16 protein-coding genes and 1 tRNA gene are annotated in these 17,094 nt (G+C 66.8%); 1 reads left to right on the forward strand and 16 read right to left on the reverse strand.

Features of this window, described 5'->3' with window-relative positions:
- Positions 1-569: 569 nt before the first annotated feature.
- Positions 570-646: transfer RNA gene (locus HMPREF1316_RS00200), tRNA-Pro, on the reverse strand.
- A 90-nt stretch (positions 647-736) separates the two neighbouring features.
- Entirely contained in the window at positions 737-904 is a 168-nt protein-coding gene (locus HMPREF1316_RS13905) for a hypothetical protein (RefSeq protein WP_021724902.1), read from the reverse strand.
- Between the two features lie 219 nt (positions 905-1,123).
- Here HMPREF1316_RS13905 and HMPREF1316_RS00205 point away from each other — a divergent pair, with 219 nt between their 5' ends.
- Positions 1,124-1,450 carry an MGMT family protein gene (locus HMPREF1316_RS00205; RefSeq protein ID WP_021724895.1) on the forward strand — a complete coding sequence of 109 codons (327 nt, stop codon included), beginning with the start codon at positions 1,124-1,126 and terminating at the stop codon, positions 1,448-1,450.
- Positions 1,451-1,477: 27 nt separating this feature from the next.
- Here the strand turns inward: HMPREF1316_RS00205 and HMPREF1316_RS00210 are convergent, their stop codons facing one another.
- The 14 genes from HMPREF1316_RS00210 to cmk all read right to left on the reverse strand — a co-directional run bounded on the left by HMPREF1316_RS00210 (position 1,478) and on the right by cmk (position 17,091).
- A complete protein-coding gene (locus HMPREF1316_RS00210; protein ID WP_021724915.1) occupies positions 1,478-3,328 on the reverse strand; it encodes an ABC transporter ATP-binding protein in 1,851 nt (616 codons plus the stop codon).
- Complete coding sequence (locus HMPREF1316_RS00215) at positions 3,328-5,064, reverse strand: ABC transporter ATP-binding protein (protein WP_021724874.1); 1,737 nt, start codon at positions 5,062-5,064, stop codon at positions 3,328-3,330. The genes HMPREF1316_RS00210 and HMPREF1316_RS00215 overlap by 1 nt, the downstream gene beginning before the upstream one ends.
- Before the next feature lie 7 nt (positions 5,065-5,071).
- Positions 5,072-6,889, reverse strand: a complete 1,818-nt coding sequence (locus HMPREF1316_RS00220) for an ABC-F family ATP-binding cassette domain-containing protein (RefSeq protein WP_021724890.1) — start codon at positions 6,887-6,889, stop codon at positions 5,072-5,074.
- A gap of 3 nt (positions 6,890-6,892) precedes the next feature.
- Positions 6,893-7,738 carry a deoxyribonuclease IV gene (locus HMPREF1316_RS00225; RefSeq protein ID WP_021724879.1) on the reverse strand — a complete coding sequence of 282 codons (846 nt, stop codon included), beginning with the start codon at positions 7,736-7,738 and terminating at the stop codon, positions 6,893-6,895.
- Positions 7,731-8,957, reverse strand: coding sequence for a bifunctional phosphopantothenoylcysteine decarboxylase/phosphopantothenate--cysteine ligase CoaBC (gene coaBC / locus HMPREF1316_RS00230; RefSeq protein ID WP_021724904.1), 1,227 nt, complete (start codon positions 8,955-8,957; stop codon positions 7,731-7,733). The genes HMPREF1316_RS00225 and coaBC overlap by 8 nt, the downstream gene beginning before the upstream one ends.
- Entirely contained in the window at positions 8,957-9,673 is a 717-nt protein-coding gene (locus HMPREF1316_RS00235) for a zinc ribbon domain-containing protein (protein ID WP_021724884.1), read from the reverse strand. The genes coaBC and HMPREF1316_RS00235 overlap by 1 nt, the downstream gene beginning before the upstream one ends.
- A 32-nt stretch (positions 9,674-9,705) precedes the next feature.
- Positions 9,706-10,875: a cysteine desulfurase family protein gene (locus HMPREF1316_RS00240; protein ID WP_021724918.1), complete on the reverse strand. Its 1,170-nt coding sequence runs from the start codon at positions 10,873-10,875 to the stop codon at positions 9,706-9,708.
- Complete coding sequence (rpe, locus tag HMPREF1316_RS00245; protein ID WP_021724912.1) at positions 10,876-11,589, reverse strand: ribulose-phosphate 3-epimerase; 714 nt, start codon at positions 11,587-11,589, stop codon at positions 10,876-10,878. It lies immediately after the preceding gene.
- The gene (locus tag HMPREF1316_RS00250) at positions 11,540-12,598 is read right to left on the reverse strand and encodes an NAD(P)H-dependent glycerol-3-phosphate dehydrogenase (protein ID WP_021724896.1); all 1,059 of its coding nucleotides are present in this window, start codon (positions 12,596-12,598) and stop codon (positions 11,540-11,542) included. The genes rpe and HMPREF1316_RS00250 overlap by 50 nt, the downstream gene beginning before the upstream one ends.
- A complete protein-coding gene (locus HMPREF1316_RS00255; protein WP_156900949.1) occupies positions 12,598-13,230 on the reverse strand; it encodes a glycerol-3-phosphate acyltransferase in 633 nt (210 codons plus the stop codon). The genes HMPREF1316_RS00250 and HMPREF1316_RS00255 overlap by 1 nt, the downstream gene beginning before the upstream one ends.
- A 32-nt stretch (positions 13,231-13,262) precedes the next feature.
- Positions 13,263-14,585, reverse strand: coding sequence for a ribosome biogenesis GTPase Der (gene der, locus HMPREF1316_RS00260; protein ID WP_021724880.1), 1,323 nt, complete (start codon positions 14,583-14,585; stop codon positions 13,263-13,265).
- A 133-nt stretch (positions 14,586-14,718) separates the two neighbouring features.
- The gene (ispH, locus tag HMPREF1316_RS00265) at positions 14,719-15,573 is read right to left on the reverse strand and encodes a 4-hydroxy-3-methylbut-2-enyl diphosphate reductase (protein ID WP_021724910.1); all 855 of its coding nucleotides are present in this window, start codon (positions 15,571-15,573) and stop codon (positions 14,719-14,721) included.
- 4 nt (positions 15,574-15,577) lie between these two features.
- Positions 15,578-16,363: a lysophospholipid acyltransferase family protein gene (locus HMPREF1316_RS13910; RefSeq protein WP_021724899.1), complete on the reverse strand. Its 786-nt coding sequence runs from the start codon at positions 16,361-16,363 to the stop codon at positions 15,578-15,580.
- 50 nt (positions 16,364-16,413) lie between these two features.
- Positions 16,414-17,091, reverse strand: coding sequence for a (d)CMP kinase (cmk, locus tag HMPREF1316_RS13915; RefSeq protein WP_021724907.1), 678 nt, complete (start codon positions 17,089-17,091; stop codon positions 16,414-16,416).
- Positions 17,092-17,094: the final 3 nt, after the last annotated feature.

Here is a 17,094-nt window from a genome sequence, read left to right on the forward strand (position 1 = left end):
GCGCATTACGTACCCATCTGAGATCCACCATTCCCTTTGTGCCAGGCATGCTTCTGTTCAGGAATAGCCGTACGCTCCTCGGGTGCCTGCGCTCTCCGCTTGAGAACTGTGAGCCTGTCGTTTACATCGCGCATATCCTTGTCGCGTCTCTGCTGCTGTTGCCGAACCTTCTTCTGGGCCTCGGTCGGCCCATACGGCTACGGAGATGTTTTTTCGCGAGCTCTCGGACATTGGATACGACATGCTTCGCCCAGATACGCTGGAAGCTATCAGCTTTGTAGGACTGCGCATGATCCACAATGAAGTCTGCGATGACATTGCCTGTGCGGCGTAGCACCATACTCAGCATCGTCGCATACGCCTAAGGCCGCAATGCACAGTCTTGACGTTCTCGCACAGCTTCCTCTCATCCTTGCTGACCTTGTTGGCGTCGGCCAATGCCTCCTCGGCTTTGTCAGCGGTCACGTTGTAGTTCTCGACAGCCCGCTGCTGCATTGGAGTTGGAATTCATAGTGGAACAATACAAAAAACAGGACAAACGAAAATAACGTTCGCCCTGCTCAGAGTTCTGGTCGGGTGGACTGGATTCGAACCAGCGACCCCTTGACCCCCAGTCAAGTGCGCTACCAAGCTGCGCCACCACCCGTTCGCTCACCTTGCCGGTGCGCGAGTACGTAATGTAACACTCCCCTCACCCCAAGGCAAGCATGAAACCAAGCATGAAACGCGATTGGCCCTACGTGCCCTTGGAGACCACCGTATACTCGCCTGAATGCGGGTTGATAACGAACGAGACGAACTCGCCTGCGAAGGGATCCCCCAAAAAGCCGGGGTCGCTCTCTCCCAGCGCGCCGTTCAGATAGTCCTTGAGACTCTCGGGCCTCACCCATACCACGCCATACATACGCACTCCTCTGTTTCGGAACCAAGACCTGGCTATCCTATGGTTGAAGGGTTGCCACCCACGTCGTATTTGCGACGAACAGGAAACTGATATGCTGAGACTCGATTCAAAGTGTACATTCGATGCGCCTGGCCCTGCAAAAGCCCAGTTGATATTTTTCTCATGTGCTTTAAATGTACACTTTGACGAGAGAACGCTCCCACGGCAAAGGAGGCCGTCATGTCCGTGAGCACGCGCACGGGCTTTTTCCAGAGGGCCTATGGCATCGTTCGCCAGATCCCTGCAGGGCGCGTCGCCACGTACGGGCAGATCGCTGCCATGCTGGGAGAGCCCCGCAAGGCACGCTTCGTGGGCTTCGCCATGCACTCCAGTCCTGGCGTGGCCGGGGGCGTCCCCTGCCACCGCGTGGTCTTCAAGGACGGTGCGCTGGCGCCGGGCTTTGCCTTTGGCGGACCCGAGGCGCAGCGCGCGCTCCTTGAGGACGAGGGCGTGGGCTTCCTTCCCGATGGCCGTGTCGACATGCACGCCTTCCAGTGGGAGGCGTAGCCGGGGCGCGCGCGTAGGGACAGGACGCTACCGGGCGAACTGGCTCTCGTAGAGGTCGGCATAGAAGCCACCCCTAGCCAGCAGCTCATCGTGCGTGCCCGTCTCGATCACCCGACCGTCGCGCATGACCACGATGCAGTCCGCCCCCTTGATGGTCGAGAGGCGGTGCGCCACCACGAGCGAGGTGCGCCCCTCCATCATGCGGTCGAAGGCATCCTGCACCTGCAGTTCCGTGCGCGTGTCGATGGAGCTCGTCGCCTCGTCGAGCAGCAGCACCGTGGGATCCTGCAGCATCACGCGGGCGATGCACAGCAGCTGCCGCTGACCTGCGGAGAGCAGGGCGCCCGACTCCCCCACCACGGTGTCATAGCCCTGGGGAAGCTGCTCTATGAACTTGTGGGCATGCGCGCGCTTGGCAGCGGCGACCACCATCCCATCCGTGGCATCCAGCATGCCATAGGCGATGTTCTCGCGGATGGTGCCCTCAAAGAGCCAGGTGTCCTGCAGCACCATGCCAAAGGACTTCCTGAGCGCCCTGCGCGTGTAGCCACGCACGTCCGTGCCGTCCAGGCTCACGTCTCCCCTGTCCACGTCATAGAAGCGCAGCAACAGGTTGATGAGGGTCGTCTTGCCACAGCCCGTGGGACCCACGAGGGCGAAGCGCCTGCCGGGGGCGATGTGGACGTCGATGTCGCGCAGGAGCTCGCGCCCCTTGTCGTAGGAGAACCACACGTGGTCGAGGTCGAGCCTGCCCGAGGTCGCCGGAACCGTCAGCGCGTCTGGAGCATCGGGCCCCTCCACCTCGGCGTCGATGAGGGCAAAGAGGCGTCGTGCGGAGGCAAAGGCCGCCTGCACCTGCGTGACCACGGTCGATATCTCGTTGAAGGGCCTCATGTACTGGGTGGTGTACGAGAGGAAGCTCTGCACCTGCCCCACGGTGAGCACGGAGGGACGCCCGGTGATGACACAGAGGCAGCCCACGACGGCCACGGTGGCATAGGTGATGTTGTTGACCACACGGGTGGAGGGATTCGTGAGCGAGCTAATGAACTGCGCCCGCTCCCCTGCCACGTAGAGGCGCTCGTTGATCCGTTGGAACTCGTCCGTCGCCTGCGCGCCGTGTGCGAAGGCCGAGACGAGCGACTGGTTGGCCATCATCTCCTCGGTGAGACCGGTCAGCTCGCCCTGGATGGCCTGCTGTTCCATAAAACTCCTGGAGGAATGCCGGGCGATCTGGCCTGCGACCACGATGGAGAGCGGCGTGAGCACCAGGACCACCACGGCCACGCTCGCCGAGAGCGAGAGCATGAAACAGATGGTGACGACGATGGTCATGATGCCGTTGAAGAGCTGGTTGAAGCCCTGGAGCATGCCCTGGCCCACGGCATCCACGTCGTTGATCACGCGTGAGAGCACGTCGCCATGCGAGTGGGAGTCCACGAACGAGAGCGGGAGCGCACCCAGGCGCTCGTAGGCATCGTTGCGCAGGTCACGCGAGGCCTCATAGGCCAGGCGGTTCGTGCAGGAGAGCGAGACCCACTGCGTCACCGCGGCGAGGATGACGATCACGGCAAGGCGCCGCAGCAGGGGTGCGAGCCCCACGAGGTCGACCGATCCGGTGCCCAGCATGAGGTCGATGCCCTGGCCGACGAGGATGGGCACGTAGAGCTGCAGAATGACCGAGGTCGCCGCCATGACGAAGGACATGACGAGGGACGCCAGGTGTGGCCTCACGTACCGCATGAGACGTATGATGACGCCCCCCGAGGAGAGGTCGCTGGGCTCGAGGATCCGGTTGGTGGTGCCGGCACCATCCTCGCCCTTGACGGTCGCGAGCACGGAGGTGGGCGCGCCACCCCCCGCATACGGATTGGCCATCAGCCCCCCACCTCCTCTTTCGAGAGCTGCGAGAGGCAGATCTCGCGATAGAGCCCACAGCCCCCCAGGAGCGCACGGTGCGTGCCCAGGCCAGCGACGTGGCCGTGGTCCAGCACGAGGATCTGGTCGGCCCGCATGACCGCGGAGACGCGCTGCGAGACGATGACCGACGTCACGCCACCCGCGAGGTCGTGCAGGGCATGGCGCAGACGTGCATCGGTCTTGAAGTCGAGGGCGGAGGCGGAGTCGTCCAACACCACGATCGAGGGAGCGCCCACAAGCGCGCGGGCGATGGTGAGGCGCTGGCGCTGGCCGCCGGAGAAGTTCTTGCCTCCCGCCTCGACGCGCCCGTCGAGGCCTTGGGGCATCTGGCGCACGAAGTCGGACGCCTGGGCCGCCTCGAGGACCTGCCAGAGCTCGTCGTCCGTGGCATCCGCCTTGCGCCAGGTGAGGTTCGAGCGGATGGTGCCCGAGACGAGCGAGGCCCTCTGAGGCACCACGGAGACGAGGTGGCGCAGCTGCGCAAGCGGATAGGAGCGCACGTCGTGGCCCAGCACACCCACGGAGCCGTGGGTTGCATCGTACAGGCGTGGCAGCAGGTTGACCAGCGTGGACTTGCCGGAACCAGTGCCCCCAATGACGCCCAGGGTCTCCCCGCGCCTCAGCGTGAGGGTGACCTCCGAGAGCGAGGGGAGAGGGGCTCCCGCATAGGAGAAGCTGACGTGCCGCAGGGCAAGCGCCGGTGCGTCTGCCGCGACCGTCCGCTCGCTCGTGCCAGCGTCCGTGACGGAGATGGCGACGTCGAGCACCTCCATGACGCGCTGGGCACTGGCCGACCCACGGTTGAAGAGCACGACCAGGTTAGCCACGTAGATGATGGCGATGAGCGTCTGGCCCATGTAGTTGACGAAGGCCATGACCTGCCCCTGCGTCAGCGCGCCCACCTGGATCTGCAGGGCCCCCGTCCACAGTATCGCCACGACGCCCAGGTTCATCACGAGGAGCGTGGACGGGCTCAGGACGGCCGAGAGCCTGCCCACGGCGATGGCCACCTGCGTCTGTTCCTCGGAGGCGGCGCGAAAGCGCCTGGTCTCGTGCTCCTCCTGGCCAAAGGCCCGGATGACGCGCACGCCGGAGAGGGCCTCGCGCGTGATGCGCGAGATCTGGTCGAGCCTCTCCTGCATGAGGCGGAAGAACGGCACCGACTTGGCCATGACCAGCGCAAAGACGACGGAGATGGCGGGCACGCACAGCAGGAAGACGAGGCCGAGCCTGAGGTCGATGAGCAGCGCCGCGACAACGGAGCCCATGCCCAGGATGGGAAAGCGCATGAGTTGGCGGATGCCCATGGCCACGGCCAGCTGCACCTGGTTGACGTCATTGATGGTACGCGTCACCAGGGAGTTCGACCCAAAGCGGTCCACCTCCGCCTGCGAGAGTCCCATGGACTTCTCCATGAGGTCGTGCCTCAGGTCCGTGCCCATGCCCTGTGCGACGAGGGCGGCCATCTTCTGGCAGACGAGGGTCGACCCATAGCCCACGAGGGCGAAGCAGGCCAGCAGCGCCCCATAGCGTAGGACGACACCCACGTCATGGGCGCCAACACCCTCATCGACCATGCGGGCGATGACCAGGGGCGTGATGAGGTCGAAGACGACCTCGATCACCTTGGCGAGCATACCCGTGATGGCACGGGCGCGATAGGGCCCGAGGTACCGTCTCAACAGCTCGAACATGGCCTTGCTATCCCTCCAGACGTTCCGAGAGCCCCAGCCACTCGTCCTCAAGGCCGGCGATCTCGCGCTCCACGGACCCAAGCTCCGCCTGCTTGTCCATGAGCGCCTGGTAGTTGGCGGGGTCGACCTCCATCAGCTCGCTCCGCAGACGACCGGGCTCCTCACGGAGCTTGGCCAGGCGGCGCTCCACGGCATCGAGGCGCCGCTTGAGCTCACGCCGCTCCCTGTTGGGGAGGGTAGGTGCCCGGTGCGTCCGCGCGACGTCCAGGCCGCCGTCAGCGGCGACGTCGCCACGGGCGGGAACCGAGCGACCCCCCTGCATGGACTCCTTCAGGAGGGAGAGGTACTCGTCCACGCCGCCCGGCACGTGCCTGACGGTGCCATCCAGGATGGCAAACTGGTCGTCCGTCACGCGCTCCATGAGATAGCGGTCGTGCGTGACGAGGATGAGGGTGCCCGGCCAGCCATCCAACAGGTCCTCCAGCACGGCGAGCATGTCGGTGTCGAGGTCGTTGCCGGGCTCGTCGAGCACGAGCACGTTGGGCTCGTCCAAAAGCACGCACATGATGGCGAGGCGGCGCAGCTGGCCACCCGAGAGGTCGCGTACGAGGGTGGGCCACTCGCGCCGCTCGAAGCCCAGACGCTCCAGCAGCTGCTCACAGCTCACCTCCTTGCCATCGATGACCACATAGTGCCGGTAGCCGGCCACGACCTCGCTCATGCGCCAGTCGTCCTTGGCGTGCAGCGCGTCCAGATTCTGCGAGAGGATGCCAAAGCGCACCGTCCTGCCGATCTTGACGAGGCCGGTGAGGGGCAGGAGCCGACCAGTCATGAGCGAGAGGAGCGTCGACTTGCCCGCACCGTTCTCGCCGAGGATGCCGATGCGATCCCCGGGGCCGATGAGCCAGTCGACGTCGTGCAGGACCACGTCGTCCCCATAGCCGGCGCTCACGTTCCTCATCTCGATTACCTGCTTGCCCAAGCGGCTGACGGCCAAGTGCCTGAGCTCTATCTCGTTGCGCAGCGGTGGGTCGTCCGCAAGGAGCGCACGGGCCGCCTCCACGCGAAAGCGCGGCTTGGAGCTGCGGGCACGGGCGCCGTGCGCAAGCCAGTTGAGCTCCTTGCGCAGCACGTTCTGGCGGCGCTCCTCCATGGCGGCCGCCTGGCGGGCGCGCTCCACGCGCTGTTGGATGTAGGCGGAGTAGCCGCCCTCGAAGGGGTCTATGGCGCCATCGTGCACCTCCCACATGTGCTCGCAGACCTCATCGAGGAACCAGCGGTCGTGCGTGACCACCAGGAGCGCTCCCTCACCCGCGCGCCAGCGGCCCTTGAGGTGGGCGGCCAGCCAGGCGATGACCCGCACGTCCAGATGATTCGTGGGCTCGTCCATGAGGATGACGTCCCAGGTGCCCACGAGCACGCGTGCGAGGTCGCAGCGGCGACGCTGCCCACCGGAGAGCCTGCCTATGCGGGCGTCCAGGTCAAGATCGCCCACGAGCTCGTCCATGACGGAGCGGATCCGGGCATCCGATGCCCACTCGTAGGCGGGAGCGTCGCCCACGATGGCGTGGCGTACGGTCTCGCCATCCGAGAGGGCATCCGTCTGGCCCAGGAAGCCCACGTGGATGCCGTTGCGATAGGTGACGGTGCCGCCATCCGGCTCGACGGTGCGGGCGATGATGTCCAGGAGCGTCGACTTGCCGTCGCCATTGCGCCCCACGACGCCGATGCGCTCGCCCTCGTTGACGGCGATCGTCTGGTCCTTGAGAACCTGTTTGCCTGGCCACTCATGCGAGACGTGCTCGCAGCCGATGAGAATGCCCATGCGCTAGCCCCTCTCATCCGCAAGGCCTCTGAGCAGCGCGATCTCTCGCGCATAGCCCGAAGGCTCGTTGGGGGTCTCCAGAATCATGGGAAGGTTGCGGAGCCGCTCATCCGTGACGATGCGCTCGAAGCACGCGACACCCAGGTGCCCCTCCCCTATCCTCTCGTGTCGGTCCTTGCGGGCACCGACGGGATGCTTGGAGTCGTTGAGGTGAAGGGCCTTGAGGCGCCCGAGGCCGAGCACGCGGTCGAACTGTGCGAGCACGCCATCGAGGTCGCCCGCGATGTCATACCCGGCATCGCTCACGTGGCAGGTATCCAGGCAGATGCCCAAAAGCTCATCGTGGCGCACCCCATCGACGATGCGTGCGAGCTCCTCGAAGCTGCGACCAACCTCGCTGCCCTTGCCGGCCATGGTCTCAAGCAGCACCATCGTACGCTGACCGGGCTCGAGCAGCTCGTTCAGCCCCTCCACGATGAGCTCGATGCCACGGTCCGCCCCCTGCCCCACGTGGCTGCCCGGATGGAGGTTATAGAGGTTGCCGGGCAGGGCCTCCATACGCTCGAGGTCCTCGGCCATGGAGCGACGGGCAAAGGCCCGGACGTCCTCCTTGGCGGAGCAGAGGTTGTACGTGTAGGGCGCATGCGCCACGAGGGGCCCAAAGGCATGCTCGGCCATGATGTCACGCAGGGTGGCGACATCCGACTCCACGAGCTTCCTGACGGTGCCCCCACGGGGATTGCGCGTGAAGAACGCAAAGGTCGTAGCGTCGAGTGCAATGGCGGTTCGCCCCATGGCGGCATACCCCTTGGCCATGGAGAGGTGACAGCCCACGCAGAGCCTAGGCACGAGGCGCGCCCCCATCCCGAGGGGCAAGGCGGCAGGCCAGCTCGTCCACGATGGCACAGGCGACCTCGGGCAGGGGCAGCGTCTCCAGCTGCCGCACGCCCGTGGCGTCCACGAGGGCGATGCGGCTCGTGTCCGCCCCAAAGGTGGAGTCCGCCCGCGAGACGTCGTTGGCCACGATGAGGTCGGCGTGCTTGCGGGCAAGCTTCGCCTGTGCGTTGGCGATGAGGTCGTCCGTCTCGGCGGCAAAGCCCACCACCGTGCGCCCGTGCTTGGTGCGTCCGAGCTCGGCCAGGATGTCGGCGGTCTCCACAAGCTCGATGGCGTCCAGGTGCTCATGGGACTTCTTGAGCTTGTGGTCGGCCGGGTGCGCGGGCGTGTAGTCCGCGACGGCGGCCGTGCAGACGACTGCATCCGCACCTTCGAACGCGGCGAGGGTGGCATCGTGCATCTGGGCGGCGGAGACGACGTCCACACGACGAACGCCCCGTGGCGTGGCCAACGCGCAGGGGCCCGAGACGAGCGTGACGAGGGCGCCACGGGCGGCCAGCTCCCCCGCGATGGCATAGCCCATCTTGCCCGTGGAGGCATTGGCAAGGTAGCGCACGGCATCGATGGCCTCGTGCGTGGGACCGGCCGTGACCACGACCTCCCTGCCGGCGAGCTCCTGGGCTCTTGCAGCAGCCTGTCCAAGCACCTCGAGGGCGGCGGCGGCGATGCCATCTACGGAGGCAAGCTTGCCCTCGCCCACGTCCCCGCACGCGAGAGGTCCGCTCACCGGATCCACGAACAGCACGCCGCGCGAGCGTAGCGTTCGGATGTTGGCCTGCGTGGCGGGATGCCGCCACATGTGCACGTTCATGGCGGGTGCCACGAGCACGGGGCAGTGCAGGGCGAGCAACGTGGTGGAGAGGGCGTCATCCGCGATGCCGCAGGCCATCTTGGCCATGATGTCAGCCGTCGCCGGCACGACCACGCAGAGCTCGGCACCATCCGCAAGGCTTATGTGCGGGATGGGGTCCCCCTCGTTGCCGTAGAGGCTCGTGATGACGGGATGGCCGCTCAGTGCCTCGAAGGTGGGGGTCCCCACAAAGCGCGTCGCGTCCTCGCTCATGACGACGCGCACGTCGCAGCCTGCCCTCTGCAGGCCCCGCAGGACCTCCACGGCCTTGTAGACGGCGATGCCGCCCGTGACGGCAAGCAGTACCCTCCGCCCGCCCACTAGTCTGCAACCTCCTCGGTCACGAGCATGCGATGACAGTAGGGGCACTCGTGGATGGGGCCCCGCCGATGGAGGTCCGCATACTGGCGAGGCTGCAGGGCCACGCGGCAGACGCTGGGCACGTTGCCCTGGAGACGCTCGACGGCGAGGCCCCCAAAGCGCTTGAACGAGCGCTCATAGGTTGCCTTGGTCTCAGCCGTGAGGTTGGCGAGCACGTCCTTGCGCTCGCCCGCCAGCGTGCGCACGCGCGCCATGAGGTCGCCCGAGCCCCTCTCGAGCGCCTCCTGCTCCTGGGCAAGCTGTCCGTCCAACCTCCCCTGCATGGCCTGTGCGTTGCCCTCCGCCTTCTGGAGCTTGTCGAGGCACTCGACAAGCCCCCCATACCGGTACTCGTTCTTCTCGAGCTTCTTGGCGAGGGAGGTGAGCTGCGCCTCGAAGTCGGTAAGCTCGCGATGGTTGGTGGTCTGGGCGGCGCGCTGACGCACCTCGGCCTGCACGGCCAGCAGATGGTCCCGCTCGGCCTCGCTGTCGTCGACGTCCATCTGGGCGTCCTTGCGCTGGCCCATGACCTTGGACGTCTCGGATGCCAGCTTGCTCTTGGCCCTCTCGATGGCAGCGATCCTCTTCCGCTGCGGCATGTCCCGAAGGGCCCTCTTGAGCCGGATGAGCTCCAGGTCGATGTCCTGGAGCCTGAGAAGCGCCTCGTACTCGTTCATGAATCCCCCTTGGGGTGACAGCCGTATGCGGTTCAGCGGGCGGAACGCACGACGCCCACCAGGGCATCGGCAAACCGGACGAGGTCATCCTCGCTCACACGCTCATCAAAGGATACCCTGAGCGAGCCGAGCGCAACGTCGCGGGGGATGCCCATCGCCAAGAGCACATGGCTCGCATCGAGCGAGGTCGATGAGCAGGCCGACGCCGCCGACACCTCAAAGCCCGCCTGATCGAGCTTGAGGACGAGCGTCTCGGAGTCGATTCGACGCGTCATGACGGAGACGATGCCAGGGAGGCGATCGTCCCCCATCGCACCATCCGTGGTGGGCTCTATGCCGCAGTCCGCCTCGGCCAGACGCTGGTGGAGCGCGCGTGCGCGCCCCGAGACGAGCGCGCGAAACTCCTCGAGGTGCTCCGTGCAGTAGCGGGCCGCCGCGGCAAAGGCGAGGGCGGCCCGCACGTCCTGGGTACCCGGGCGCCTCCCCTGCTCCTGCCCGCCGCCAAAGGCCTGGGGGCGGAAGGGGCACCGACCGCGTAGGGCAAGGGCGCCGATGCCCACGGGCCCACCGATCTTGTGGGCGGCGAGGCTCACGGCATCGACGTCAGCGAGGTCGAGCGGGATGCGTCCGAAGGCCTGGGCGGCGTCGGTGTGCACGAGTGCGCCCACCCCGTGAGCCATCCGGGCGGCCTGCCCCAGCGGCTGCACGACGCCCGTCTCGTTGTTGGCGCTCATGAGCGAGACGAGCGCACAGGAGTCGTCCAGGTGCTCCCCGAGCCAGTCGAGGCGCGCCTTGCCGTCACGCCCCACGGGGACGAACCCGACCTCGAAGCCACGCTCGCGCAGGGAGGGAACGACATCCACCTCGGAATCATGCTCGATGGAGAGGACGAGGATGCGCCTCCGCCCGCGCTCGCGCAGGCGGAGGGCCTCCGCCATGCCATGCAGGGCGATGTTGTTGGACTCGGTCCCACCCGAGGTGAAGACGATGTCGGCGGGGCGAAAGCCACCCCCCAGGCACCGCGCGATGTCTGTACGCGCGCCATCCAGCGCCCGGGCGGCACGCCGCCCCAGGGTATGCAGGGAGTTAGGGTTGGCGCCTGCGATCTCGGATGCCTCATAGGCACGCTCCGCCTCGAGCGCGGCGGCGCGCATCGGGGCAGAGGCCGCATAGTCCAGATAGGTGAAGCGCGTACCGCCCATCTACACGCTCCTCGCCAGGCCGCACTGGCCGGCGGCCCGTATGGCCTCGACATTGGCGGCATGGTCCCCAGAGAAGATGGCGGAGCCCGCCACGAGCATCGTGGCACCGGCCCTCACGACATCCTCGGCAGTGCGCACGCCGATGCCGCCGTCGACCTCGATGAGGGGACACACGCCATGGCTCGTGCAGAGCGCCCGGGCCTGACGGACCTTCCGCAGCGAGGACGAGATGAATCCCTGCCCGCCGAGGCCGGGGTTCACGGTCATGATGAGCACGAGGTCGATGTCATCGATGATGGACTCCAGCACGCTCACGGGCGTTGCCGGGTTGAGCGCGATGCCCGCCTTGGCACCCGTCGCATGAATGAGCTGCACGATACGATGGGCGTGGCGCTGCGCCTCCCAATGGAAGGTCACGATGTCGGCTCCCGCCTCAAGGTACCACGGGGCACTCTGCTCGGGACCCTCCACCATGAGGTGCACGTCCACGGGCAGGCTGGTGGCATCCTTGACCTGCCTCAGGATGCCTGGCCCAAAGGAGAGGTTGGGCACGAAGTGTCCATCCATCACGTCGTAGTGGACGTAGTCCGCGGTGCTGATGCTCGAGAGGTCCTCTCCAAGCTTCGTGAAGTCCGCCGAAAGCACGGAGGGGGCGACGAGGATGTCATGCGCACGCATCGGTGGCAGCACCTCCTCCCTGGGGACGGATGCCATAGAACTCCTCGTTGGGCACGCGCTCGAGCAGCATCTGGGCAGCACGACCGATATCCGTGCCCTCGTAGAGCATGGCATGGACGCATGAGGTGATGGGCATCTCTATGTGACGCTCCTGGGCCACCTCATGAAGGCTCCGCGCCGCGCGCGCACCCTCGACCACCATGCCCGTCGCGCGCTCATAGCCCTCGAGCGTGGCGCCGTGTGCCAGGGCCTCGCCAAAGCTGCGGTTGCGTGAGTGATGCGACGTGCAGGTTGCCACGAGGTCACCCATGCCGGCGAGTCCCATGCAGGTGAGCGAGTCGCCCCCACAGGCCACGACGACGCGGCTCATCTCGGCAAGGCCACGCGTCATGAGGACGGCCTGGGCGTTGTCGCCCATGTTCCATCCCGCACAGACGCCACAGGAGATGGCGATCACGTTCTTGCCGGCGGCGCAGACCTCCACGCCCCTGAGGTCGCTCGTGCGGTACGCGCGAAACTCGGGACAGACGAACAGGCCCTGAAACACGCGGGCAAGCTGCCCGTTTGGGGCGGCAACCACGGCCGCGGACACCATGCCGAGACAGATCTCCTCCGCATGGTTGGGGCCCGAGAGGGCAGCGATGCGATCGGTGTGGCCCCACACGTCCGCGACGACCTCCGTCATGAGGAGGTGGGACGTGGGCTCGATGCCCTTGGTGAGCACCAGGACCGGCGTCGTGGACGGCACCCATGCGGCGAAGGCGTCCAACACGCCGCGCAGGTGATTGGAGGGGACGGCCACGACGATGGCGCCGGCACCCTCAAGCGCCCCCGCGGGATCCGTGGTGGAGCAGACGTTGGCGGGGAGGCGATACTCGCGCAGGTGCCGGGGGTTCCGATGGCACTCGTTGATCGAGGTGGCGACCTCCTCGCAGCGCGCCCAGAGCACGACCTGGCGCTCCGAACCGTTGCGGGCGACGAGACCCGCGGCGGCGGTGCCCCAAGAGCCTGAGCCTATGACGCAGACGCGTGACGCCATCGCCATCACCGGTCCCTGTCCGTGTGGTGGATGACAAACGCGCTCTCGGTGCCCTTGCGCAAACGGGCGATGTTACCGCGATGCTTGAGGATGACCGCCAGGCACACGGCCACGACCGGAAGGGAGCGCGCAACCCCAAGGCCCATGGCCAGGGAGCATATGACAAGCGCCACGGCAGCGGCGATGGAGCCCAGCGAGACGTAGCGTGAGGGAAGGGCGAAGAGCAGGAACACCGCAAGGATGGCAAGGCCGGCCGGCCACCACAGGAGCAGCACCGCACCGAAGCCCACCGAGATGCCCTTGCCGCCCCTGAGGCCCAGGTAGGGAGAGAACATGTGGCCGAAGACGCAGGCTGCGAAGAGCAGCGAGGCGGAGAGGCCCAGCTGGCCCATTGCGCTCGTCTCCGACCAGGGAACACGCGCCACCAGCGAGAGCACGAGGCGCCCAAGCACCATGGCAACGGCGCCCTTGCCCACGTCGAGGCCGAAGGTGATGGCCGCAGCCCTGCCGCCGGCGGCGCGCGCCACGTTGGTCATGCCGATGTTGCCCGACCCCACGGTGCGCACGTCCACGCCCGCGAGCCTCTTGGCCACAAGCAGGCCGCACGGGATGCCACACAGCAGGAATGCGACGATCATGCAGATGATGGTGCAGACGAGCACGGTTGGTGTCACTTGGGGTCGTCCCTTCTCCTGAAGCGCAGGTGGATGGGCGTGCCCTCGAGGTCAAAGGTCTCGCGCAGACGACGCTCGAGGAAGCGCTCATAGTTGTCGTCAACGAGGTCGGGGGCGTTGCACCAGAGCGTGAACGCCGGTGGCTTCGTGGCCGTCTGGGTCCCGTAGCGCACCTTGAGGCGACGGTTCTTGCGCGTGACGGTGTATCCGCTCTCGCGGATCCTCGTGATGAGGGCATTGAGCTGACTCGTCTTGACGCGGGAGCCATGTGCGGCGGCCGCCTTGGTCGCGGCGGTCAGCACGCGATCGATCGAGCGACCCGTGAGGGCCGACGTGGTGACGACAGGGGCCCACGCTGCGAAGCCCATGCGCTGGTCGAGGCTCTGGGTCACCTTGTCGCGCTTCTCGGCGGAGTCGACGAGGTCCCACTTGTTGAGCACGGTGACGAGGCCACAGCCACGATCGACGGCCATGCCCACGAGCTTCTGGTCCTGCTCGGTCACGCCCACGGTGGCGTCCACCACCAGGAGGCAGACGTCCGCGCGGTCCATGGCCTCAAGGCCGCGCACGAGGCTGTAGTACTCGACATCCTCGTGCACCTGCGCCTTCTTGCGCATGCCCGCCGTGTCCACGAGACGGAGCCGCTGGCCCTTCCAGCTGATCATGGTGTCCACGGCGTCGCGCGTGGTGCCCGAGAGGTCGGCCACGATGAAGCGGTTGCTCTTGGCCAGACGGTTGGCAAGCGATGACTTGCCCACGTTGGGCCTGCCGATGATGGCCAGCCTGAGCGCGTCGTCCTGCTCGGCGGGGCCCTCGTCCTCGCGCAGCGCGGTCACGACGTCATCGAGGAGGTCTCCCGTGCCATGGCCATGACCGGCGGAGATGGCGCGAGGCTCCCCGACGCCCAGCGAGTAGTAGTTCCACGACTCGAGCTCGGCCTCGGGATCGTCTATCTTGTTGACCACCAGGAAGACGGGCTTCTTGGCCGTGCGCACCACACGGGCCACCTCCTCATCCTCGTCCGTGACGCCCACGGTGCCGTCCACGACGAAGATGATCACGTCTGCCTCGTTGCAGGCCATGACGGCCTGATCGCGGATGCGTGGCGCAAAGGCGTCCTTGCTCTTGGCGGACTCGATGCCACCCGTGTCGACGAGCGTGAACGTGCGGCCGTTCCAGTCGCAGTCGTGGTAGGAACGGTCACGCGTGACGCCCCGAGATTCGTGAACGATGGCCTCGCGGGTCACGGCAAGGCGATTGACCAGCGTGGACTTGCCCACGTTGGGCCTGCCGACAACCGCGACGATTGGCTTGGGCATATCACTCCTTGCTACGGTGCCCCGACAGGAGCAGTCTAGCATGCCCGGCCTGGCGACACCGCAGACGCCGGCCAGGGGATGGGACCTGAACGTGAGTCCGTGCCGCCGCAACGGGACATGAGCCCAGCGCGCGCTATCCGACCCCCACCATATGCCCGATTGCCGAGACGACCTCGTCTATCTGCTCCTGCGGTGTGGAGGCGCCCGCCGTGACGCCGATGTGCTCGGTTGCGGCAAACCAGGAGGCATCAAGCTCCGAGGAGAGCTCGATGTGGTGCGTCTGGGGACAGAAGCCCTCGCAGATGGAGGCGAGCCTGCCCGTGTTGGCGGAGTTGCGCCCCCCTATGACCACCATGACGTCGGAGTCGCGCGCCAGGCGTGCCGCAGCGGCCTGGCGCAGCGTCGTGGCCTCGCAGATGGTGTCGATGATGCGCAGCTCCTCCACCCTTCCGATGAGGGCGGAGGCAAGCTCCCTGAGCGCCGCGCGCGCCTGCGTGGTCTGCACCACCACGCCAACGCGCCTGGCCACCCCCACGCCCTCGAGGTCGGCGGGACTCGAGATGGTGAGGGCCCCGGGGGCGTGGCCGAGCGTGCCCTCGACCTCGGGATGCCCCGCCTCGCCAAAGACGATGACCTGATAGCCCTCCTCGGTCAAGCGCTCGGCCGCCTTGTGCGCGCGCACGACGAAGGGGCAGGTGGCATCGAGCACCACGTCGTGGGCCCTCCGCGCGACCTGCTCCTCTGCGGGCGTCACGCCATGCGTGCGCAGGAGCAGCGTCCCACCAGGCTCATCCGCCGGATCCTCGATGACGCCCACGCCCGATGCCTCCAGCTGCGAGACGACCGTGGGGTTGTGGATGAGGGGCCCCAGCGTGTGGATGGGTTTCACGGAGTCGCGCGCGGCCTCGCGCACCATCCTCAGCGCACGATCCACGCCGTAGCAGGCGCCCGCCTCATCGGCGACGGTGATGGTGGGGATGGTGGCCATGCCCTCACATCTTTCCCGGATGCTCGCGGCGCAGCTCGTCCCTGAGGCCGTACACGCGCTCCATGACGGCCTTCTCCATGGCGTTTGCCTGCTCCTTGCGCCCCTTGACGCCCAGCTCGTCAAAGCTGATGCAGGCGCCCGCCTTGCAGTGCACCTTCACGAAGCGCTTGAAATGGGTGCCCTGGGGCGTAATGTCCCGTGCACCGACGATGGCCACGGGCTGCACGGGCGCCTTGGCGAGGCGCGCGACCAGGGCGAAGCCCTTGTGGAACTCGATGGGCTGGTCATCCGAGCGCACGCGCGTCCCCTCAGGGAAGATGAGGATGCACTCGCCACGCCTGAGGGCCGCCTCGGAGCGGCGCACGAACTGCATGTCGGCCGCGGAACGCTTGACGGGAATGCCGCCGACATGCGAGAAGAACCAGGTGACGATCCGTGTCTTGCCAAACTCGCTCTTGTAGATGGGGCGCACGGTGATGCCGTGCAGGTAGAGTGAGCAGATCACCACGACGGGATCGAGCATGGACTCGTGGTTCATGACGAGCACGCGGCCACGACGGTCCTTCCACAGAAGCTCGCCATCCTCGAAGTGCCAGCGCCAGAGCAGCTTGGAGACACCCGTGACGATGAGCACCACGATGCAGAACGCGATGCGCTGAGGCAGCGGGAAGTCCCTGACGGCATGCGTGAAGTAGTCATCGGGCGTGTTGCGGTGGAAGGCGCGCAGCTTGCCTGCGTCCCGCGCCGTGCCCGCCTGCTTTCCGCCTGCGCCGGCGGTCGTCTCTGCCATGTCGAACCCTCTCCCGTCGCCAACCATGGCGACAGACACGTCTGCCTACGCTAGCCCATGTAGCCTATCACGGTTTCGACGACCTCGTCGAAGCTGAGCCCGGAGGAATCGAGCACGTGCGCGTCGGCCGCCGCCTTGAGCGGGGACTCCGTGCGTGTGACGTCAAGCTCGTCACGACGTCTGAGATCATCGAGGATCTGCCGCTCCTCGGCCACGCTGACCGAGGCGTCGGCCTTGGCGGTGTCGCCACCCTCGCGTTGCACGGCGCGACGGTGGGCTCGGGCCTCGGCATCGGCCGTGAGGAACACCTTGACGTCGGCATGGGGAAAAACGACGGTTCCCACATCGCGCCCCTCGGCGATGACGTCTCCCTGAGCCCCCATCTCGCGCTGCAGCGCCACCATGCGCTCGCGCACACGAGGCTGCGCCGCCACGATGGAGACGCTCTGGTCGATGCGGGCCGTGCGGATGTCCTCCGTCACGTCAGCACCGTCGAGGCGCACGGTCTGGGAGCCGTCAGCCGCCATGCCGAAGGTGATGGCGATGCCGTGGGCGAGGCGTGCCACGGCATCCTCGTCACGCAGGTTGACGCCGCGATCCAGGCAGGCGAGCGTGACGCAGCGGTACATGGCGCCCGTGTCCAAGAACGTGAGGCCACGCCTCCGGGCGACCTCCTTCGAGACGCTCGACTTGCCGGAGCCTGCGGGCCCATCGATGGCAACTATCATCAG

It is taken from the genome of Olsenella profusa F0195 (genome assembly GCF_000468755.1).
Classification (GTDB): Bacteria; Actinomycetota; Coriobacteriia; order Coriobacteriales; family Atopobiaceae; genus Olsenella_F; species Olsenella_F profusa.